General features: G+C 37.3%; 19 protein-coding genes. 7 read left to right on the top strand and 12 right to left on the bottom strand.

All coding sequences use genetic code 11. The annotated features are described in order from the left end of the window. Positions 1-16: 16 nt before the first annotated feature. The 3 genes from BMY50_RS13325 to BMY50_RS13315 form a co-directional block, all read right to left on the bottom strand. A complete protein-coding gene (locus tag BMY50_RS13325) occupies positions 17-1,204 on the bottom strand; it encodes an ankyrin repeat domain-containing protein (protein ID WP_093325133.1) in 1,188 nt (395 codons plus the stop codon). 114 nt (positions 1,205-1,318) lie between these two features. Then, positions 1,319-2,107 carry an SDR family oxidoreductase gene (locus tag BMY50_RS13320; RefSeq protein ID WP_093325131.1) on the bottom strand — a complete coding sequence of 263 codons (789 nt, stop codon included), beginning with the start codon at positions 2,105-2,107 and terminating at the stop codon, positions 1,319-1,321. 14 nt (positions 2,108-2,121) lie between these two features. Further along, entirely contained in the window at positions 2,122-2,937 is an 816-nt protein-coding gene (locus tag BMY50_RS13315) for a universal stress protein (RefSeq protein WP_093325128.1), read from the bottom strand. Positions 2,938-3,320: 383 nt separating this feature from the next. Here BMY50_RS13315 and BMY50_RS13310 point away from each other — a divergent pair, with 383 nt between their 5' ends. From BMY50_RS13310 to BMY50_RS13300, 3 genes are all read left to right on the top strand, one after another. Further along, positions 3,321-4,196, top strand: coding sequence for an AraC family transcriptional regulator (locus BMY50_RS13310; RefSeq protein WP_093325126.1), 876 nt, complete (start codon positions 3,321-3,323; stop codon positions 4,194-4,196). A 167-nt stretch (positions 4,197-4,363) separates the two neighbouring features. After that, entirely contained in the window at positions 4,364-7,507 is a 3,144-nt protein-coding gene (locus BMY50_RS13305) for a SusC/RagA family TonB-linked outer membrane protein (protein WP_093325841.1), read from the top strand. Between the two features lie 21 nt (positions 7,508-7,528). Next, positions 7,529-8,995 (top strand): RagB/SusD family nutrient uptake outer membrane protein, encoded by a 1,467-nt coding sequence (locus BMY50_RS13300; protein ID WP_093325124.1) that lies wholly within the window; start codon positions 7,529-7,531, stop codon positions 8,993-8,995. Between the two features lie 94 nt (positions 8,996-9,089). Here the strand turns inward: BMY50_RS13300 and BMY50_RS13295 are convergent, their stop codons facing one another. Beyond that, a complete protein-coding gene (locus BMY50_RS13295) occupies positions 9,090-10,220 on the bottom strand; it encodes a glycoside hydrolase family 88/105 protein (RefSeq protein WP_093325121.1) in 1,131 nt (376 codons plus the stop codon). Between the two features lie 241 nt (positions 10,221-10,461). Between BMY50_RS13295 and BMY50_RS13290 the strand changes: the two genes are divergently transcribed. Then, positions 10,462-10,998 (top strand): SRPBCC family protein, encoded by a 537-nt coding sequence (locus tag BMY50_RS13290; RefSeq protein WP_093325117.1) that lies wholly within the window; start codon positions 10,462-10,464, stop codon positions 10,996-10,998. Positions 10,999-11,019: 21 nt separating this feature from the next. Here the strand turns inward: BMY50_RS13290 and BMY50_RS13285 are convergent, their stop codons facing one another. The 3 genes from BMY50_RS13285 to BMY50_RS13275 form a co-directional block, all read right to left on the bottom strand. Further along, a complete protein-coding gene (locus BMY50_RS13285) occupies positions 11,020-11,433 on the bottom strand; it encodes a putative signal transducing protein (protein ID WP_238383759.1) in 414 nt (137 codons plus the stop codon). Between the two features lie 119 nt (positions 11,434-11,552). After that, positions 11,553-12,056 carry a hypothetical protein gene (locus BMY50_RS13280; RefSeq protein WP_093325111.1) on the bottom strand — a complete coding sequence of 168 codons (504 nt, stop codon included), beginning with the start codon at positions 12,054-12,056 and terminating at the stop codon, positions 11,553-11,555. Positions 12,057-12,117: 61 nt separating this feature from the next. After that, positions 12,118-12,609 (bottom strand): hypothetical protein, encoded by a 492-nt coding sequence (locus tag BMY50_RS13275; RefSeq protein WP_093325108.1) that lies wholly within the window; start codon positions 12,607-12,609, stop codon positions 12,118-12,120. A 352-nt stretch (positions 12,610-12,961) separates the two neighbouring features. Here BMY50_RS13275 and BMY50_RS13270 point away from each other — a divergent pair, with 352 nt between their 5' ends. From BMY50_RS13270 to BMY50_RS13260, 3 genes are all read left to right on the top strand, one after another. Next, entirely contained in the window at positions 12,962-13,615 is a 654-nt protein-coding gene (locus tag BMY50_RS13270) for a DinB family protein (protein ID WP_202907832.1), read from the top strand. Between the two features lie 252 nt (positions 13,616-13,867). Continuing rightward, positions 13,868-14,665, top strand: coding sequence for a M12 family metallopeptidase (locus BMY50_RS13265; protein WP_093325105.1), 798 nt, complete (start codon positions 13,868-13,870; stop codon positions 14,663-14,665). Positions 14,666-14,723: 58 nt separating this feature from the next. Then, positions 14,724-15,629 (top strand): hypothetical protein, encoded by a 906-nt coding sequence (locus BMY50_RS13260; protein ID WP_093325102.1) that lies wholly within the window; start codon positions 14,724-14,726, stop codon positions 15,627-15,629. 25 nt (positions 15,630-15,654) lie between these two features. On the opposite strand, the gene BMY50_RS13255 is transcribed toward BMY50_RS13260, so the two are convergent. The 5 genes from BMY50_RS13255 to pxpB form a co-directional block, all read right to left on the bottom strand. After that, positions 15,655-16,170, bottom strand: a complete 516-nt coding sequence (locus BMY50_RS13255) for a hypothetical protein (RefSeq protein ID WP_139202257.1) — start codon at positions 16,168-16,170, stop codon at positions 15,655-15,657. A gap of 309 nt (positions 16,171-16,479) precedes the next feature. Next, positions 16,480-17,655 (bottom strand): NRAMP family divalent metal transporter, encoded by a 1,176-nt coding sequence (locus tag BMY50_RS13250; RefSeq protein ID WP_093325096.1) that lies wholly within the window; start codon positions 17,653-17,655, stop codon positions 16,480-16,482. Next, positions 17,652-18,419, bottom strand: a complete 768-nt coding sequence (locus BMY50_RS13245) for a LamB/YcsF family protein (RefSeq protein ID WP_093325093.1) — start codon at positions 18,417-18,419, stop codon at positions 17,652-17,654. Before BMY50_RS13245 ends, BMY50_RS13250 begins: the two co-directional genes overlap by 4 nt. Positions 18,420-18,427: 8 nt before the next feature. Next, positions 18,428-19,420: a 5-oxoprolinase subunit C family protein gene (locus BMY50_RS13240; RefSeq protein WP_093325090.1), complete on the bottom strand. Its 993-nt coding sequence runs from the start codon at positions 19,418-19,420 to the stop codon at positions 18,428-18,430. Beyond that, positions 19,401-20,171 carry a 5-oxoprolinase subunit PxpB gene (pxpB, locus tag BMY50_RS13235; RefSeq protein ID WP_093325087.1) on the bottom strand — a complete coding sequence of 257 codons (771 nt, stop codon included), beginning with the start codon at positions 20,169-20,171 and terminating at the stop codon, positions 19,401-19,403. The genes BMY50_RS13240 and pxpB overlap by 20 nt, the downstream gene beginning before the upstream one ends. Between the last annotated feature and the right edge of the window lie 58 nt (positions 20,172-20,229).

Below are 20,229 nucleotides of genomic sequence, written 5' to 3'. Positions count from 1 at the left end.
TATTTATCTCTTTGAGTTAAAGCTGATGGCTTAATAAAAGCTCAACAGATTTTGATTTTAAGTTATCGTCCGCTGCCATGTCGGCAGCAGTCTTGTCTTGATCGTTCAATAACGATGCATCTGCTCCGCTATCAAGTAATAGTTTTACCTTTCTATAAAGGTCTTTGGCCTTTTCTTTTTCGTAATTAATGTTAAATGCACATACTTTATGTAAAAGCGTATTGCCCTCATTATCTTGCCGATTGATGTCTAGTAATCCTTTAGATAAAATAAGCGTTAGTACGTTAGCTGATTTCTCTGCTATCCAATCTACCCCACTTTTATCTTGGTGATAATGAGAAGAAGTTTGATATAGGCTGGCCCCATCGTCTAGTAAGCGCTCAAGTAAAGCTAAATAACTAGGAGAGTCGGTATACATCATTCGTAAATAGCCTAAGAGTATGCTTTCGCCTTGCTTATTTTTATGTTCGAAATCCGGACTTTCATGAGTTGCCAATAAATTATACAAATCAAGATTTAACAAATTAACTACTGCGTAATAAAAAGCAGAATTACCGCTTTTATCTACCAAGTTTGCCTGTGCTCCATTTTGTAGCAGAAAGTCAATGACAGCTGTTTTGTTCCTTTCAATAGCCTTGATCAAAGCTGTTTTGCCCACAATATTTTGCTGGTCAATATCCAAACCCTCTTCTGTTAATAAAGTCAAATACGTAAGGGTCTTTTCAACGTGAACTTGAGTACTATCGGCTACTTGGATAATGAAATTTTCTTCAGCGTTGTTTTTATACTGAACATCACAACCTGCCGCAATGAAAGCCTTAATAATAGCTGGATTTGCGCCATTTTCAAAAGCGTAGCCTAACAGGGTAATATCCTGCAATTCATCATTTATATTCTCGACCCTTTGTAATAAACTATTCAACCATTGAACAGATTCTTCATCCCAGGTCTGGGTTTTTACAATCGCTTCAAATAGTGTATTACTGAAAGTTTCATATTCATAAACGTCTAAATTTATGATGCCTTCCTGAATGAAATAATCGAGCAATTTAAAATATTTTGCTTGGATTAACTGAGATAGAATTTGTTTTAATGTAAATGCCTCAATTGTCGAAGGAAGTTTCTCCCCTTTGTTTAGTAATTCTTCTGCTTCATTAAAGGCTCTTCTATTTAGAGCATCCATTACTACATTTGGTGTGTACATAATAGTGTGTAATCGTATTACCTGATAATTAAAAAGAAAAGGCAATTATAATCATTTACTTTAAATGCACCCATGCATGAAAGACGCTGTAGTCGTTTTGTAGACGATAACAAATTATAAGGATGGTGTTCTTCCGCCGTCTACGGGAATGTTTACGCCGGTAACATAGGATGCCGCGGGAGAGGCCAAGAACGCTATAACATTGGCTATTTCTTCGGCATAACCAAACCTTCTCAAGGGTATAGCTTTCGTCATCTCTTCCGCCACCTGATCTGTACTAATAGTTCGATCAATAGCCATTTGCTGTAGTAAACTAGTTAGTCTAGCCGTACTGGTAGCTCCTGGAAGCACATTATTTACAGTAATATTAAAAGCGCCAACCTCATTGGCCAATGTTTTTGCCCACGATGCAACAGCCGCCCTTATGGTATTAGAAACACCGAGATTTGGAAGTGGGCTTTTTACTGATGTGGAAATTATATTTATGATACGGCCGTAGCAGAGTTCTTTCATGGAAGGAACAACAGCCTTTGATATAATTTGATTACATAAAACATGTCGTGTGAAAGCTGTTTGGAATGCAGTTGACGATGATGTGAGTAGCGGGCCGGGAGCTGGCCCACCACTATTATTTACCAAGATTGATATCTTTAGTTCGTCAACAAGCGCGCCAATGGCTGCTTCTACATCTTCCACTTTGTCAAAATCCGCCACAACAAAACGATGCTGTCCGGAGAACGTAGTAGGCAATTTATTAACAGCATCCGCAAGTTTCTGCCTATTCCTTGCCATTAGAATACAATTGGCTCCCAGCGTTGCCATGAGTTGAGCGGTCGCTAAACCAATACCATCACTACTTCCACATATCAACGCGTATCTACCTTTGAGTGAAATATCTATCATAAAAAATAAATTTTCTATAGTGGAATAGACAATAAAGGAACATCTAACCCGGCAGCCATCATTCGTGTTTTGCTTCTATGTACAATGGACGCCCAGAAACCATAGCGATTAGGAACCATTATAACAACATCCGGTTGGTAAGTTACGATTTCATTTTTTATTTCTTTAATGATCGCATTAGAAGCTACATTTTTATAGAAATATTGAATGCTATCCATTTCTTCCTTTAACATGCTGGAAGGGTGTAAGGCCTCATCTTGAAGTGCTGTGACCTTCTCTTGTACATTGAACACTTCAATTTCAGCATTCCATGATTGAGCAATCTCCTTAATGCGATCAAGTATTTTTTTCTGTATACCGCGCATCACGTCACATGCATATAATATTCGTTTCACTGGCTTAAACGTCACGCCCAACGGTACCGCTAATACGGGAAATTTAAGTTTTTGAATAAGGTTTGTGGTGGTGTTTCCTAAGAGATCTTGTTCAAGAGATCGTTGGGCCATTCCCATTATAACTATTTCTGCATTATATTGTTCAATTAGTCGTTCAACCTCATCTTCTACATTAAGCAAACTTGATTCTATCTCCACTTCAATACCGTATCGCTTCATTAAGTCTTTTGCTCTGTCTTCCAGTTTTAGTTTGTTTTTATTGACCATTGCTTGTACATTTTCTACCGAAAGGATAGTGTTGGAAGCATGCAAAGGCAATTTAAAGGAGTTGAAAAGTATAATTTTAGCATCCATAATACTGGCACCTGTAGCGGCATATTCAACAGCATTTTCTGCGATGTCTGAAAAATCAGTAGTAACAATAAATGTTCTCATATATTAAAAATTTAGATTGTTAAATTTACATTTTAAAGCTGTTGATAACGGGTTTTGAGGTCTTATAGTTGAGAATATTACTTACATATAACAATGTTAGAGCCTGTTTAAATTTATATTGTAAAAATGTTTATAGCTTATTTTTTGAGCGAGACGAGGCATGTTTTTGAAGAGATAGCATGCGTCTACCTCAAGAAAACATAACAAAGTCGCAGCCAAAAAGAAGCATAAACAAATTATTAGATGAGTTTTAAACATGCTCTTTAAACATGTAATCCTTTTGGAGAAATCAACGGTCAAATTTTACCCATAAAATAACCAATTTTTACCCGCTTAAATTCTTTCTTTCTTCTGAATTTTATCCTAAACCAATTGTTAACAAGATGAAACCACAACTTCTTAAAGTGCTTAAGGGGCCAGCACAGTCATTTAGTGTCCGCCGTGATAGGGAGCCTTTTAATACCAAATGGCATTACCATCCCGAGTTAGAACTCATACACTTCTACAAAGGGGAGGGAACACAATTTATCGGAGATAGTATTAAACGATTTAAGTCGGGGGATATGGTGCTTGTTGGACCTAGATTACCTCATTATGTGAAATTTGATGATAAGCAATTAGAGCAAAGTCCAGCCGTTGATATGGACGTAAGAGTAGCTCATTTTGGAAAGGAAATCTGGGGAAATGGATTTTTGAATCTACCGGAAAATAAGCTGCTGAAATCAATTATGGAGCGTGCTCAACGAGGGGTGAATATTACCGGCAAACATAAAGACTATGTTGCCGATCTACTAGTAGAGATGTTATGCGCTGACGGTGCCGAAAAAATTATTATCTTAATGCAAATCTTAGTACAGATCGCTAAATATTGCAAGCTGGAAACGCTCTCTTCTATTGGATTTAACTGCACCTATGATGAATTTAGCAGCGATAGAATTAAAAATATATACGATTATTCTTGCGCTAATTTTAAAGAAAAAATTCAATTAGAAGAAATCGCCGAGGTAGCCAAAATAAGTCCACATTCCTTCTGCAGATATTTTAAAACACAGACACGAAAAACGTACTCCCAGTTCTTAACCGAAATAAGGATAGGTCATGCTTGCAAGCTATTAATCGAAGATCGGTTGGACATTAAGCAAGTTTGCGACGATAGTGGCTTCAATAACTTCACAAGTTTTTTTAAATGCTTTCGAAAAATAACCGGCAAAAGTCCGTTAACCTATAAACGCGAATTTATAATCACCAAAGCAAGTTAATAAATGGAGATGTAAACGAGGCTTAGTATTAGGCCAATTTGATTCACAAAAAGACACTATTTTCTTCTTTTCTTGCAATGCCAATTGTCGATACCCTAACCAATCTAATCGTCAGGTTTAAATCGTATGCGGTATTTTTTATCAAATTACCAAAAGAGAATAGAAAAATGAGAATTTTTTGTTTGAAAAGTGCTTGTCTATTAATGCTACTGAACCTATTAACGAGTGCTCAGGCTTTAGCAAAAGAAGAAGTGAATATGACAAATGTTTATAAGCAGCAAGATGAGTTGTTGTTAAAAGGACAAGTGTCAGATAAGGAAGGGCCATTGGCCGGTGTAAGTATAAAAATTAAAGATTCCAAAAAAGGAGTTGTTACAGATACTAAAGGTATGTTTACTATTAATGTACTTGGCAGCCAAACCTTAATCGTTTCTTATTTGGGTTATGTAACGCAGGAAATTCCCATAAATAATAAAAGGCGATTAGATATCTTCTTGGCTAGTGATGCTGCCGCGTTAGACGAAGTGGTCGTGGTAGGTTATGGAACGCAGAAGAAAGTTAATCTGACGGGGGCAGTGGGCACAGTTTCTTCCGAGGAGTTAATATCTAGACAAGCCCCTAATACCACATCTCTTTTACAAGGACGTGTACCAGGAGTGCAAATAACCCAGAATTCCGGACAGCCGGGTGCTGAAAGTGCTAATATTCAGATACGAGGAATGGGCACTTTCAGCGGTGCTGGAAATAACCCTCTTATTCTTATTGATGGGGTAGAAGGAAACCTTAATAATCTTAATCCCAACTTAATTGAAAATGTATCTGTTCTTAAAGATGCTGCTTCTGCTTCCATTTATGGATCTAGAGCGGCTAATGGTGTAATACTAGTGACCACTAAAAGTGGTAAAGCGGGAAGGTTGAACATTGATTACAGTTATAATTATAGTCGACAGAAAGCCACTTCTATGTATGATCGGGTAACCAATTCAGTACAATTTATGGAGCTGTTGAATAAAGCGATCAATCACACTGGAACCAACACAAATCAGCTTTATTCTGCTGATCAGATAGAGGCTTATAGGCAGGGTGCAATTACTGACCCGGAGCAATTTCCAAATTATGATTGGATGGATGCCGTTTTTAGAACAGCCCCCATGCAGCAGCACTTTCTAAGTGTAAATGGTGGCAAGGATGGTACAACTTATAATTTCGGACTAGGATATCTTGATCAGGAGGGAATGCTCATTGAAACAGGATATAAAAGATATGATGCACAGCTTAATTTTAAAACGAATCTAGGGGGGAGGGTTACGTTCGGTTCTAATATTTCATTTTCTAAAGGCGATCGGCATGAAAGTGCTTTGAACGGTAACTTCGATGGCAACACCACCGAAGATCAAATATTGAGTGCCCTTGCGGCTAATCCAACATTTAAACCCACTTTACCGGATGGCAGTGGCCGATATTCTTCGAAGGCGTACATTTTTGAATCAGGGAATAAGAACCCTGTGGCTGTAGCGGAAAATGGAGGAAAGAATACCGGTAATTATTACGCGTTGGCCTCTTCTTTCATCAATGTAAATATAATGCCCGGACTAACGGGAGAGCTAAAGGGAGCTGTGAGGTACGAAGATAGACAGTCGAAAGTGCACGTCGTTGGTATACCAGCTTATTTATATCAGCCAGACGAAAACGGTGAATACATTTACAATACTCAATACAATGGCACTGTAGGAGAGAATAACCTGACTGTTCGGGGTGAGAGGGAGTTACAATTAACATATTACCTAAATTTAAACTATACAAAAAGCTTTGCAGATGTTCACAATGTAAGTGCGCTATTGGGATACAACCAAGAAACCTTTAAATACGATCGTCTTCAAGGATTTAGAAGAAATGCCCCGACAGATAACTTAACGGAACTGGATGCATATTCCTCTGCCGGGCAAATTTCAGAGGGACAAGCATATGAATGGGCTATTAAATCGATATATGGCAGACTGAACTATAATTACAAGCAAAAGTACCTCTTTGAGGCAAATTTTAGATACGATGGAACCTCAAGACTTCCTGCTGGAAAAAGATGGGGCTTTTTCCCCTCGGCATCGGTTGGTTGGAGACTTTCGGAGGAAAACTTCCTGAAAGATATTGAATGGGTCAATAACTTAAAAATGCGTCTTTCTTGGGGTCAATTGGGTAACCAAAATATCGGAAATTATCCTTACCAGGCTATTCTTCAACCTGTTGAATATAATATTGGAGGAGCATTACAGCAAGGAATGAGCTTAGAAGATCTTAACAACGAAAATCTAAAATGGGAAACGACAACAGCTACCAATATTGGGCTTGACTTTGACTTATTTAAATCGAGTTTATTTGGTTCGGTTGATTGGTATACAAAATATACTACAGACATACTACGAACCTTGCAGGTGCCGGATTTTATTGGGTTAAATGGCCCTACTGTAAATCGAGGAGAGATGCGAAATACAGGACTTGAATTTCTACTGGGTTACCAGAACAAGATAAATGCTTTTAACTATAAAATCCAAGCGAATTTTGAGACTTATAAAAATGAACTGGTAAAATTCGGTGCACGTGAGATTGAAAATGGAAATGGATTGATCAGACAAGAAGGTTTGCCCTACAATTCTTATTTTATGTATGTATTTGATGGTATCTATCAGACACAAGAAGAAATAACAAATGGGCCAACACCCATCAGCGCCTTAACGAAACCGGGAGATATGCGGTACAAAGACATTAGCGGTCCAGATGGAATACCAGATGGTAAAATAGATGCGAACGACCGTATGGTGGTAGATGGAGCCTTTCCTGATTTTAATTACGGGCTAACTTTCAGCGCCGACTATAAGAATTTTGATTTAAGCTTTTTCTTACAAGGTGTGGAGGGACGAAAGATCTATGTAAAAGAATGGGGAATAGCACCATTTAGGCAGGCTAGTCCGCCGCCCACTTTCTGGCTAAATGGATGGGATGGCCCAGGAACCTCAAACACCGTCCCACATATCTTCAATGAAAATTATGCCCCTAATACGCAGGTTTCTAACTGGTGGCTGCAAGATGCTTCTTACTTAAGGGTAAAAAATATACAGTTGGGATATACGCTCCCGAGTTCTCTAGTAAATAAAATAGGATTTCAACGATTGCGAATCTATTTGTCAGGTGATAACCTGTTTACTTTTACTAAATTCTTTGAAGGGGGTGATCCAGAGCGATTAGCAGCTAACTCAAGAATGGCTATTTACCCCCAAGCTAAAATATATACGATGGGAATTAAAGCAACTTTATAGGAAAAATAAAAAGACTGACGGATGAAAATAAATAAAAATATATATGGATGGATGCTGTTAGGTAGCATATTAATGTCATGCTCAAGTGTGTTAGATAAAGACCCCCTAACGACTCCTAGCTCTACCAATTATTGGAATACAGAGGTGGAAGCAAATAAGGCCCTAATTGCTTGTTATGCAAAACTTAAAGAACCTATCTACTCCGGAGGGGCGAATCAAAGCGGAAATAGCTTATACTGGGAAGCATTATCTGATAATGCTTTAAATACTTCTAATTGGGAAGGGTTTGATGTTATTATGCGTGGCGACTTTGATCCGAGTACCACTGCTGGCGTAGTAACTAAAACATGGCAAATCGCTTTTCAGGGAATAGCTGCTTGTAATTATTTTTTAGCCAATGTGGATAGGGTGAATGCTTTATCGGAAGAGACAAACAAAAAAATGAAGGGCGAGGCACTATTTTTAAGGGCCTACTTTTACAATGATTTGGTACAACTATTTGGAGATGTTCCGTTAAACTTAATACCTGAAACACTTGATGGAGATTTTCAGCAGCGACCCCGAACAGAAAAAGCCAAAGTTGTCGAACAAATATTACAAGATTTGGATATAGCAATTACCAACTTACCCCAAGCAGCCTATGTTGATGGGAGGGCTGTAAAGGGAGCAGCTATTGGCCTTAAAACTCGTGTATTACTTAATAATAAAAGATACCAAGAGACTGCTGAAACAGCTTGGAGCTTAATAGGTGATGCAAACAATCCTTTTGGTTTGCATAATAATTATTCGGGTATTTTTTTTGGCGAGCAATCTAATAATAAGGAGATTATGTTTTCTGTTCTCTTTGCTTCTCCAACTGATTATCATTCGCTAGATCAAGTAATTGGTGGAAGAATGTCTGTATTTCCAACAACAGAATTAAGAGATGCGTATGAGGAAAATGATCCCCGTCGTAAGATGACCATTTTTGAGGAGGGAGATAATTGGGCGTACAATCCTAACGGGTTTAAACAACAGGGAAGCATCGCTGAAGGGCAGATACCTTTTAATGTTATGGCCTTTAAAAAATATGTCGATACTGCTGTAAATAACGCATCAGGCGCTACCTTGAGCGACCAACATTTTATTAAAATACGCTATGCAGATTTATTATTGATGTATGCTGAAGCAATGTTTGAAAGTGGACAAGGCAACGATGCTCGCGCATTAAAAGCACTAAATGATGTTAGGGCTAGACCCAGCGTTAATTTACCTCCGTTGAACGCATTGAGCCGTGAAGCAATTAGACATGAGAGAAGAGTGGAATTGGCATTTGAAGGACTTCGCTATAATGATCTCATAAGGTGGGGAACAGCGCATGAAATAATTCCGCAAATTATGTACGACAAACAAGGGAACAAACGTCGATTTAAGGCCTATCTTTTTCCCATTCCGCTTTCTGAAATGGACAGAATGAATGAAACCTGGAAGCAAAATGACGGTTACTAGTTTGCGTGTTTATGATCGAATAGCTGACTTACCTCGTCAATGTAGATCAGTTATTCGATATAAATAATCACGGAATATCAATTTAATACATATACTAATCTCTCAAAAGAGCGGCAGCACACCATAATAATGGTGCTTGTCCATGCATATCACCCGTAATGCGTTTCCTATCTAAATAGTATTGGCGATCATTCTTTTTATTTGTTCCTTCGCATACTTCTTGGATATCATTATGCTCATTAAGGTAAGTAATCAGGCCTAACCATGCTTTTCGTACAGCTTTACCATAGATTTCTTTATCCAACCACCCATTTTTTACACCTGTTATCATGGCGTAAGTAAACATACCTGTAGAGGAGGTTTCCGGCCATGATGCTTCATCATCAATTAGCTGTCGCCAAGTACCCTCAGTGCTTTGATATTTCAATAAGGACGCCATCATAAGTTTATATCCTGCCATGATTCTTTTATAATCACGGTTGTTTTTGGGTAAAGAGCGAAGCAGCTCTGCCATTCCCGCAGCCATCCATCCATTTCCCCTTCCCCAAAAAAATGGCACATCTGGAGCATGATAAAATAATCCATTTGCTTTTTGAAGCTCATCTAAATAAAATACCATCTCTTTGGCCGCTCTGTTGATATATTTTTCATCCTTGGTAGCACGATATGCTTGTGCCTGTAGGGCGGTAATCATGTACATATCATCGATCCACAAACGGGTTTGCCAGGTCAATCCCATGTCGTAATATCCCTGCGATGCTGGTTTGACTCTAGGTCCTTCCGGTGGCCCCCACTGTTTATCCGCTATATTAACTCCTAAGTCATAATAACGTTGCTCGTTTGTAAGGCGATAAAGCTCTAATGGAACGGATCCGAAGACTGCATAATCTACGTGGTCAGGAATTGGAATCATCTTGGCCTCGGTAGAAAAAAGTGGCTCAAATCGGTCAGCTAGTGCTGTTATTAATTCCTCGTTTTTGCTTTCTCCGGCAAATGTCAGTGCGCCATACCACGTACATGTTTCCGGATAAGTGATTACTTTTGGAGGCGTCGGTCTTCCAAAGTTAGGATGAGGAGTCTTAATAAATCGCCAAGCAATCGCATTTCCTACTTCTGTAGGAGATTTTCCTTGAGGCCATTTAGTTAGATCTGCATCTTCTTGTGCATAAACGGTGCTTATTAGACATGTCGCTGTTGTAATAACTATTGCTATGATTTTTCTCATATATAGGATTTGTTTTTAAGGTTCGTGTTTACTTAATTGGGCAATGAAACCCCTCCAGGCTTTATAATAGTCTTGCAAGAAACTAAAATTAGCTTTGTGATTTATATATAAAATTGGCCAAATTGTTAATTATTTTGGCTTATTGAATAAAAAAGAAATTTCATTAGTATTGTAACATAAATGTTGTAATTTTAAGAATCGTTTCGAAGGAAGCGATGTTAACCATTTATAAATTATTATTATGAAAATCATCAAAGGTTTATTGTTTGCTATACTAGCAATAGTAATAATTGCACTCATTGTAGCATTATTCGTGAAAAAAGAATATTTGGTTGAAAGGGAAGTGATGATAAACAAACCGAAAGAGGAGGTTTTTGGCTACATAAAATACTTGAAAAATCAAGACACTTTTAGTAAGTGGAATCAAATGGACCCAGATATGAAAAAGAGCTACCACGGAACGGATGGAACTGTAGGATTTATTTATGCATGGGATAGTCAAAAAGAAGCCGGCCAAGGTGAACAAGAGATAAAAAACATAGTGGATGGTCAGAGAGTAGATTTTGAGGTGAGATTTAAAAAACCGATGGAATCTACCGCTCCTGCATATTTTGTTACCGAACAGGTAGGAGGAAACCAAACCCTCGTAAAATGGGGTTTTAAAGGCAAAATGTCTTATCCAACGAACCTAATGCTTTTGGTAATGAATTTTGAAGAAATGATTGGAAATGATTTACAAACAGGGCTCAACAACCTAAAAAACGTTTTGGAGAAATAAACAATGTATATCGAAGTGAAATCAGGTTAGATCGACTTTAAACTCTTTTTCGCAGTTTTTACATTTATATACATTTTTATAATAGATAGGAAATACACCCATTAGAAAAGATATAACCGCAGAGAACATTCCTTTTGTTCCTTTCATTGATTTGAAATTGGTATATAAATCGGTCGACCCACATTGAGGGCAACTAATTTGCTGATCATAATCATCTAAGATTGGTGTGTTTTCAATTTCTTGGATAATTTGTTTTGCCCTTTCCGCATCAGCCAATTGGATGTTCAATTTTATTCCACCAACGGCATAATTATAAAGAGGATTGAGGGAGACGATATTTTCATCTTGCAAGAAGGAGTGTATTCCTTCACTCTCAAGCTTTGTCCTGAGTAAATGGGCTTCCATCGCATTGTCAAATACTTTGAGTGTTACCATCTCCATACCTATAATCTATTGCTTTTTTTAAAGATACATAAACAGGTCAATACATCAAATACGCGGTGTAGTTTTTCTACTTTTTATGAAGAAGCGTACTTGCCAATCTTAAATTTATTTCAAGGTATCTGGGGGATGGGCATCCAATGAGTCGGTTTGAAATGATTGCCCGATTTAGCATGTATAGACCTAAAAAGTCCGTTTTTAAGATGAGTGCCTTCAAGCACGGGAGACTTTGTTGATTGCCCATGCACATTTTTTATACTCACAAAGAAACATTCTTCCATTTCTTTGGGAAGTTCCAGCTTTGTCGGAATCCATCTGTTATTATTTCTCAAGGTGGAAGATTCTTCTTCCTGAAATGTAATGGGATTATCTAATAGGATATACCTTGTTTCATAGGGAATACCTATTCCTAGCTGTTGATCATAACTGTCTAGGGTTATCCAATGGCCATGCTTTAATGCTTGTAATACTTTTATAAACTGGTTTGAGGCCAAAATTTCATTAGCTCGCAAATGTTTTGTGCCACCATATAGGCAAGGAGCAGTAGTAGCTTCTAAGCACGATAAATAAATCTCGCCTTTTTTATTAATAACCTTATATTGCTGTACATTTTTCATTGCCTGTACTACAAATTTAAGCTAAATGCGGAATTTTTACAATATTAATGTGTCAAAGCCTTTAAGGTGAAGTCCTTTTAAATGTGGTAATTGTAATGAATGTATGGTTTGTGTCCCACCCATTGAGGTTTGGTAGATGCATCTGTTCGGAAATGACCGTTAAATTGTTTTTGTCTGTGAAATTGAAGGTCATTTTTAAATTAGCTGTTGTATCGTTAATGTGTGTTGCTATTTCATTCCCCTTAATCTTATATTTTCCAAATTGATCTGCTAATTTGATAGTTGAATCTGGAGAGCTGTCTAAGGCAAATTGACCAGAGGATTTAAATGTGCCATCCTTATGAAATTCCATAATATTGAAATTTTTTTCATCAGACGTAAGCTCGAAAGATTCTGTTAGCTTATCTTGTTCATAAATATCTGTAGTTATTAAAACGCTTCTCCATACCCCAACAATTTCCTGCTGAGATAAATTCTCCTTTTTTTTACAAGCAAAACCTAAGAAAAATAATGCAAAAAATATACTAAATCTCCAGAATACAACAGATCGCATAAATAAAATATAAATTTGGTTTGAGGTCAAAAATAGCTGCAGTTACAGGTTCCCGTAACACAGTTTTTTGGTTGAGAAAATATGCCTATAACAAGACGGAGATATGTATAAATAATGACTCATGATGAATGTATACAATTTATGCCATAAAGATAGAAAATAGAATTTTATTAAATAGTCCCCCAAATATATATTTATTGTAATAAAATGATCTTTTTATATTTCCTCTATAACAATAAGCTCCAAATGGCAGAGGAGAGACCAATAAACTGCTGTTATATGCCACGCGATTATATTGCATATAAAAAGCAATTTATCTAAGTTTGATAGGCTTATCAATTATTAAAACGGAATGAAAACAACCAGTAATTTAGTAAATAGAAGATCTTTCATTGGCTCTGCAGTAACTATTGCTGCAGTAACTTTCTCATCAGGCATTTTACCACAAGCGACTTATGCCGATGAAATAACAACGAAACAGGGCTTATTTATGATAGGTCCGATGAAAGGATATACTCCTCAAATAGGTACCCTAGTATCGATGTTGAATTATAATAGATCCACTATTATAAAAGCAATACAGTCATTAAGCCAAGCACAACTTGATTATCTATACGATCCGAAGGCAAACACAATCGGTAGTTTGGTTCTTCATTTGGCAGCTGTTGAAAAGTACTATCAAATTAACACATTTGAAGGACGGGAAGAGTTCAATGAGGAAGAAAAAAAAGCGTGGAATGCTGCCCTTAACTTAGGTGATGAAGGACGCGAAGAAATAAAGGGCCATAACGTAAAATATTATCTTAATATTCTTTCGACGATTAGACAAACTACTTTAGAGCAGCTTAAGAAAAAGGATGATGAATGGTTGCTAGCTATAGACCCAGCCAGTGCTGACCAAGAGACCGTTAATACTTATTGGAAATGGTTTCACGTTTGTGAGCATGAGTCAAATCATCGAGGGCAAATTGCCTGGATAAAAAGCAGACTTCCTAAAATTGGCTAAACAACTATTCCCAGGTAGTTCATGCGTCTAGATATTTAGTTATTCTTTTTGTGTAAGGAAATAAGGCTTTTGTGTAAATTATTTGTTACCTAAGGTTAAAGTCCCTTTCTTGTTCTTATCAATCAATAATAAGTTTTAAAAAAAATATGGGGAAATCCTATTAAAGGCACTGTATTGAGTTAGCTTCAATCCTAGGTATGTCTATTCTCTTTATAGTTTAATTAATCATTTATTTAACTCAATTTATCACACATGAAAGCGTTACAAATGTTTTTCTTAGGGACTCTTATGTCTATTATTTTTATCTCTTGCGAGAAAAATGAAACACTCAAATCCACTAATACGGAGGATGAAATTGCTGGTACTGCCATCCCAAAATTTGCGGGGATTAAGATGTGTAAAGATGTTTATCCAGATGGCGTGACCCCTCGTGCAGCAGCTATAAAGTCAAAGATTTGGAGCAACGGGAGCACCATCTACGTTAGGTTGTATGGTGGCTCTAATTACGTAAGACAGAAAGTAAGGGATTATGCTAATCAGTGGTCAAATTATGCCAACATTAAATTTAATTTTGTCACAAGTGGTAACGCCGATATTCGGATCACGTTTACAGATGGGGCCGGGTCTTATTCTTATATCGGAACAGACGCTAAAAGGATTCCGAAAAATCAGGAAACAATGAATTTTGGCTGGTTTGATGATAATACCTCAGATGAAGAATTCAGTAGAACCACCATACATGAATTTGGGCATGCTTTAGGTCTGATACATGAACATCAACATCCGGAAGCTAGCATTCCTTGGAATAAACCCCTGGTGTACGAATATTACGCTGGAGCACCAAATTACTGGTCAAAGGAAGATGTAGATAATAACTTATTTGCAACTTACTCTACTTCTCAAACGCAGTACAGTAATTATGATAAAGAATCTATTATGCATTACGCTGTGAGTAAAGATTTAACTGACGGTGTTTTTGAAGTTGGTTGGAATACCGTACTATCTTCAACTGATAAATCTTTCATCAGTTCCTTATATCCGACAAACTAAATTAGGAATTAAAAGAATGGGTTTGGCAATTGCCAAACCCATATTTAATTAGCTAGAAATGACTTATTTAAAATCATGGCTGAGTTATTGTCTATTATTACTAATAGGATGTAAAGTAAATAGTCAGGAATATAGAAAACACAGCCTTTCACTTGAACCCTATATAAAATATAGACAAGAAAACTTAGACTGGTCGATCGCTGGAGATGAAAATGGGCAAAATCCTAATGTGTTTTCAGAACTTATTTGGAAAAAAGTACGCGGTCCACAATTAGGTCTATTAGCTGAGTGGAAGATTTTAAAAAAGCTGTCCATAGGATTGGATCTTTCATATCTAAATATTATAACAGGAAGGGTTACGGATGCAGATTACGCTGATGATCATAGGCAACAACGGTTTTCTTATGAGGAATTAAATGCTGATAGAGGACATGTTATTTTGTTGAACGCCAGATTACAATACCATTTATACAGTGGGTCGTTTTTTGCAATCTCTCCTTATCTAGCATATATAAATAAGCATCAGCGTCTTTATATGAGTGATAACGAAATAGCGCTAGTTGAAGGTAAGCACCTCAATAGTACTTATCAACCGTCTTGGCAAGGAGTTTCTTTAGGAAGCGAGTTTATGTTTTACATTCGAAAAGCCATTTTGTCAATCGGCTTAAGTGGAAGCCTGTTGGATTATTATGCAAAGGCCGACTGGAATTTGATTGAAGAATATGCCCACCCAATCAGCTTCGAACATCGTGCAAAAGGACAAGGCTTTGATGCTCAGTTTCAGCTCGAATATCCAGTTTTTGGTAATCTTTTTATAATGGCCAATGCTGATATTTCATTCCTTGAAACAAATGCTGGCACCGATAAACTTTTTTATTTGAGTGGTTCTAACGCCTCCACGCAACTTAATGGTGTGTCCAATAGGTCATTTGGGATAGGTGGCGGGTTAAAATTAATTTTCTAAATAATTGTGACCTCTTCAAAAGTAATTAACTTTCCAAAGGTACTAATTGCTCGAATGTTCTGTTCAATGGGTATTCTTTAATAAGAGTCGAATCTTTTGCACTAATGATTTTTATATTGTCTATGTATAGTATTTCATTTTTTTCGTTCACTCTTACCTTGCTTTTAAAAGGCAACCTGTTTTCTACTTCAATGGAATAATGTTTATTCATTTCATTATTATCCTTTATTTCTGTAAAAAACATGGGAATGGGAATGTTAAAATAATTAGCATTTACCTTAACAAGGAGCAATCCGTTGAGTTGCATGATGTGCTCTTGATAATGAGGTTGCCTGATTATTCTCTCTGTGGTTAAATCATATAACAACGCTGTTTGATTTGTTTCGGATACAGGAAAAATAAATCCGGTATGGATAACTGCTGAGTTAATTTTTTGATCAAAGTATTTCGCCTGCTGTGATAAATGTATTATTTCTAAAATATTACTTACGTCAGTACCGTATAGTGCATCAGCCACTTCCACATATTTCATTGTTACCATTTGTATGGCCAAAAATAGTTATTCAAACATTTTTAATTCAGTGGTCACGGTATATTGTAAACAAAAAGTGTAAAGTGTGAAAGACTGTGACTGCTAGCTGTTTGCGTATTTTTATTTGAAAAATGCTTGCTCTTATTTAAATATTAGAATTAATCGGAAATCATCGATTACGCACACGTTTGCGTTGTTTAAACATTTTGTATTCTATTGTTATTCACTTAATATTGTTTAGTAAAGATAATACCTCACCTTTTACAAAAACTTATGTGTATCTACCACTTAGTGTGCAACAGTGTCCTTTTTAAAAAATCAAAAAATAGTCAACGCTGCAATCGCCTGAAGACCCATCCAAGCCATAAGTATAATAACTACTATAGCAGCTATTGTAAGCGAAAGCGGCTGTTTATAATCTCCAACAATGTTACGTTTATAGGCAGCGAAAATCATAGCTCCTAGAGAAATGGGAAGAATGAGGCCATTTAAAGCACCTACAAAAATGAGTGTTTTAATAGGTTGCCCCACTGCGAGGTACGAAACACAAGAGATTAGTATAAAAATGATAATGATGACCTGATTGTTTCGATTGATAGATGGGTGAAAGGTTTTTATAAATGATACAGAGGTATAAGCAGAGCCAATTACAGATGAAATAGCGGCCGACCACATAACTAACCCAAAAAGTTTATAACCAATTTGACCACTCGCTAATCGGAATACAGAAGCAGGGGGATTTTGAAAATCCAATATATCACCCTTACTGATAACACCCAACGCAGCTAGAAATAATAAAATGCGCATGAGAGATGCAATTCCAATGGCACTTAAGGCTCCCCGATTTACAGCACCCAAGTTTTCCTTCCCTAAAACGTTTGCATCCAATAACCTATGGGCTCCGGAAAAAGTAATATAACCGCCAACAGTACCTCCTACTATTGTTAATACTGCCTCGAAACTGAATTTTGATGGAACAACTGATCTGATTAAGGCTTCAGAAAGGGGAGGACTACTCGTGTAAGCTACATAAGACATCAGTATGATCATCACCAGACCTAACATCTTGGTGAAGAAATCCATTACTTTTCCAGCTTCTTTATAAATAAAAATAGCAATTGATATCATCGCACTTGTTAATACCCCATAAGACACGTCCGTACCAAAAAGAACATTTAAGCCAAGCCCAGCACCAGCGAGGTTTCCTATATTAAATGCAAGTCCACCTATAAATACTAAAGTGGCTACAGCATATCCCAAACCAGGGATTGCCTGATTGGCAATTTGCTGGGCAGGTTTTTTTGCTACAATAATGACTCGCCAAATATTTAATTGTGCAACAATATCTAAGATAATTGAAAGTAAAATAATAAAGCCGAAACTAGCACCAAGTTGAGCAGTAAATACAGCCGTTTGTGTTAAAAAACCTGGTCCTATGGCTGATGTTGCCATTAAAAAAGCTGCACCTATTAAAACATTCCAGTTTCTTTTCATAGGGGATGTTGTGGAGCGCTAATGGTAATTTCTTCTTGCATTAATTTGCAGTGAATTACTTGCGTCAGCTGTATAGCGCTTTGATTGTCGCCATGTATACAAATCGTTTCTACTTTTAAGGGAACATCTTGTTGCTGAACGGAGAGAACTTTCTGTTCTCGTACCATGAGGAGTACCTGCTCGATCGCTTGTTCCTCACTTTTTATGACAGCATTTTCATTACTACGCGGAGTGAGCGAGCCATCACTTTGGTAAGTGCGATCTGCAAAGACCTCCGAAACTGCTTTGATACCCGTTTGTTCTGCTGCATAAATCATTTCGCTTCCAGCTAAAGCGTAGAGAAATAAAGAAGGATCGAAGTCATATATCGCCTGTACAATTGCTTGGGCTACAGCCCGATCTTTAGCCGCCATATTATACAGGGCGCCGTGAGGTTTTACATGATGTAAATTAATTCCTGCAGCTTTGGTGAATCCATATAAAGCACCAATTTGGTAAAGTGTCAATTGATAAGCCTCATGGGGTTCTATTTTTAGCTCTCTTCTGCCAAATCCCTGCAAATCTGGTAGACTTGGATGAGCACCTATTGCCACTCCTTTTTTTCGCGCTTTGTTTACGGTATCATGCATTACCTGTGAATCACCCGCATGAAAACCACAGGCTATATTTACGGAGGAAACGTAGTCAAGTAGGATATCGTCCTGGTGCATTTTGTAAATGCCAAAAGATTCACCCAAATCGCAATTTAAATCTATCGAACTCATTTATTGATTTATTTGTTAACCGCCATAGCTACCGCAATAGCAAGTTTCCTAAGTTGATTTTCTCTTTCAAGATAGCGTTTTTCTGCATCAGTCCTACTTATCTCTGCAAATGAAATGGTATTTCCTGGAGAGAGTTGAGCACATGTTGGTAGATCCACGGCGGCCACTTGTGCAATGCGGGGATAACCTCCAATCGTTTGACTATCTGCCATTAAAAGCATTAAGCTTCCATCATTGGTAACTTGAATGGTACCAGGGCAGACCGCAGTGGATAGCAGCTCTTTTTTTACTGATCGGTTGAGCTTAGGACCGTCTAATTGATAGCCCATACGATTGCTATTTACATTCAACTCATAAGAACTCGATAAAAAATTCAACAAAGAGCTAGCTTCAAACCAGGTAAATTCATGAGCAGGAACCACTCTTACCACTGTTTGATGATAGATAAAACTCATTTTATTAAGGTGCCATTTTGGGAAATTAATCTTCTTGCCCTGGAGTTTGAGAAGTATTTTTTTTGTAGTGTCGGTATAATTATGATTATTAGACAATTCATCGCCGATTTTTAAAGCGCGTCCTTGAACACCTCCAAAACCCGCTGTTATATAGGTGCTTTTACTTCCTAAAATATCCTTGATATCCCAACCTCCAGCAACTGCCAGATAAGTGTATACACTTGAGGGGTTGTTAACTAAATTTAGAACGGTTCCGGAGGGTATAAAAATAGGTTTTCCTGGTGTTAATAGTTGTTTTTCAATAAAAAATGTTCCTCCCTCACCGGAGTAGGCTAATAACATATCTGATTGTGTTTGAATGGCGATATTACCATAAGTAAACTCGATCACGGCCTCATGTGGAGCATTTCCCAATGCGATATTAGCAATGCGAGCAGCTAACGTATCCATCGCACCGGAAGATGGTACCCCTTCCGATCGATATTCCCACCGTCCTAAATCCTGAATACTCGTCATTATTCCAGGTTTAATGATCTTTAATCGCATTTTCTTTTGATTTAATCCGTTCAAAATCTTGTTTACTAATAGGGTCGAAAATAACCTCGTCACCCGCTTGCAATAACGATGGCTGAATACGTTCGGTATCAAACAGCGTCATGGGTGTTCGACCTATTAAGCACCATCCTCCAGGGGTATCAAAGGGATAAATGCCTGTTTGTTTTCCCGCTATACCTACGGAGCCGGCAGGTACCTTTTTTAAGGGTGTGTTTTTTCTCGGAACTGATAGACGCTCAGACATGCCTCCTAAATAAGGAAATCCTGGCACAAAGCCAATCATATGCACTTTATAATGCGCTTCAACATGTATCTGAACAACATTGTCTATCGTAAGATTTAAAAACTTTGCTAATTCTTTAATATCTGGAGCGTATTCATCTTCATAACAAACGGGGATAATAATCGGTGGCTTTTTTATAGCTTGGTTAGCACTAAAGGCTTCCTTTATCTGCGATAAATAATTCGAGATCTTCTCAAAACAATTAATCCCCCTAAGCTTTTTAGATTGCATAACCTGTATCGGATCATAAAAAATAGTCATAGACGCATAAGCAGGAACTGCACATTGGAAACCAGCAAAAGGGTTTTTGTAAATAATCTCTTTGAGATGGCTAATTTGATAGAACGTAAAGGTATTTATCTCAACATCATAGGCTAAAGTAATAGCGCATTCTGATAAAGTGTATAGATTGAAATCAGCAGCATCAGATGATTTTTTTTTGATTTCGATTTTCGACATTTGATCTTGCTATTTAATTGTTCCACACAGAAGCTAAGGTACCAAATGTGTCTTTATT

Source organism: Olivibacter domesticus (assembly GCF_900109575.1).
Taxonomy (GTDB): Bacteria; Bacteroidota; Bacteroidia; order Sphingobacteriales; family Sphingobacteriaceae; genus Olivibacter; species Olivibacter domesticus.
This window is presented reverse-complemented; position numbering and strand designations above follow the sequence as displayed.

Bases quoted from the DNA above. Each gene is read 5' to 3' on its own strand.
- BMY50_RS13325 (WP_093325133.1), bottom strand. From the start codon at position 1,204: ATGTACACACCAAATGTAGTAATGGATGCTCTAAATAGAAGAGCCTTT.
- BMY50_RS13320 (WP_093325131.1), bottom strand. From the start codon at position 2,107: ATGATAGATATTTCACTCAAAGGTAGATACGCGTTGATATGTGGAAGT.
- BMY50_RS13315 (WP_093325128.1), bottom strand. From the start codon at position 2,937: ATGAGAACATTTATTGTTACTACTGATTTTTCAGACATCGCAGAAAAT.
- BMY50_RS13310 (WP_093325126.1), top strand. From the start codon at position 3,321: ATGAAACCACAACTTCTTAAAGTGCTTAAGGGGCCAGCACAGTCATTT.
- BMY50_RS13305 (WP_093325841.1), top strand. From the start codon at position 4,364: ATGAGAATTTTTTGTTTGAAAAGTGCTTGTCTATTAATGCTACTGAAC.
- BMY50_RS13300 (WP_093325124.1), top strand. From the start codon at position 7,529: ATGAAAATAAATAAAAATATATATGGATGGATGCTGTTAGGTAGCATA.
- BMY50_RS13295 (WP_093325121.1), bottom strand. From the start codon at position 10,220: ATGAGAAAAATCATAGCAATAGTTATTACAACAGCGACATGTCTAATA.
- BMY50_RS13290 (WP_093325117.1), top strand. From the start codon at position 10,462: ATGAAAATCATCAAAGGTTTATTGTTTGCTATACTAGCAATAGTAATA.
- BMY50_RS13285 (WP_238383759.1), bottom strand. From the start codon at position 11,433: ATGGTAACACTCAAAGTATTTGACAATGCGATGGAAGCCCATTTACTC.
- BMY50_RS13280 (WP_093325111.1), bottom strand. From the start codon at position 12,056: ATGAAAAATGTACAGCAATATAAGGTTATTAATAAAAAAGGCGAGATT.
- BMY50_RS13275 (WP_093325108.1), bottom strand. From the start codon at position 12,609: ATGCGATCTGTTGTATTCTGGAGATTTAGTATATTTTTTGCATTATTT.
- BMY50_RS13270 (WP_202907832.1), top strand. From the start codon at position 12,962: ATGAAAACAACCAGTAATTTAGTAAATAGAAGATCTTTCATTGGCTCT.
- BMY50_RS13265 (WP_093325105.1), top strand. From the start codon at position 13,868: ATGAAAGCGTTACAAATGTTTTTCTTAGGGACTCTTATGTCTATTATT.
- BMY50_RS13260 (WP_093325102.1), top strand. From the start codon at position 14,724: ATGACTTATTTAAAATCATGGCTGAGTTATTGTCTATTATTACTAATA.
- BMY50_RS13255 (WP_139202257.1), bottom strand. From the start codon at position 16,170: ATGGTAACAATGAAATATGTGGAAGTGGCTGATGCACTATACGGTACT.
- BMY50_RS13250 (WP_093325096.1), bottom strand. From the start codon at position 17,655: ATGAAAAGAAACTGGAATGTTTTAATAGGTGCAGCTTTTTTAATGGCA.
- BMY50_RS13245 (WP_093325093.1), bottom strand. From the start codon at position 18,419: ATGAGTTCGATAGATTTAAATTGCGATTTGGGTGAATCTTTTGGCATT.
- BMY50_RS13240 (WP_093325090.1), bottom strand. From the start codon at position 19,420: ATGCGATTAAAGATCATTAAACCTGGAATAATGACGAGTATTCAGGAT.
- pxpB (WP_093325087.1), bottom strand. From the start codon at position 20,171: ATGTCGAAAATCGAAATCAAAAAAAAATCATCTGATGCTGCTGATTTC.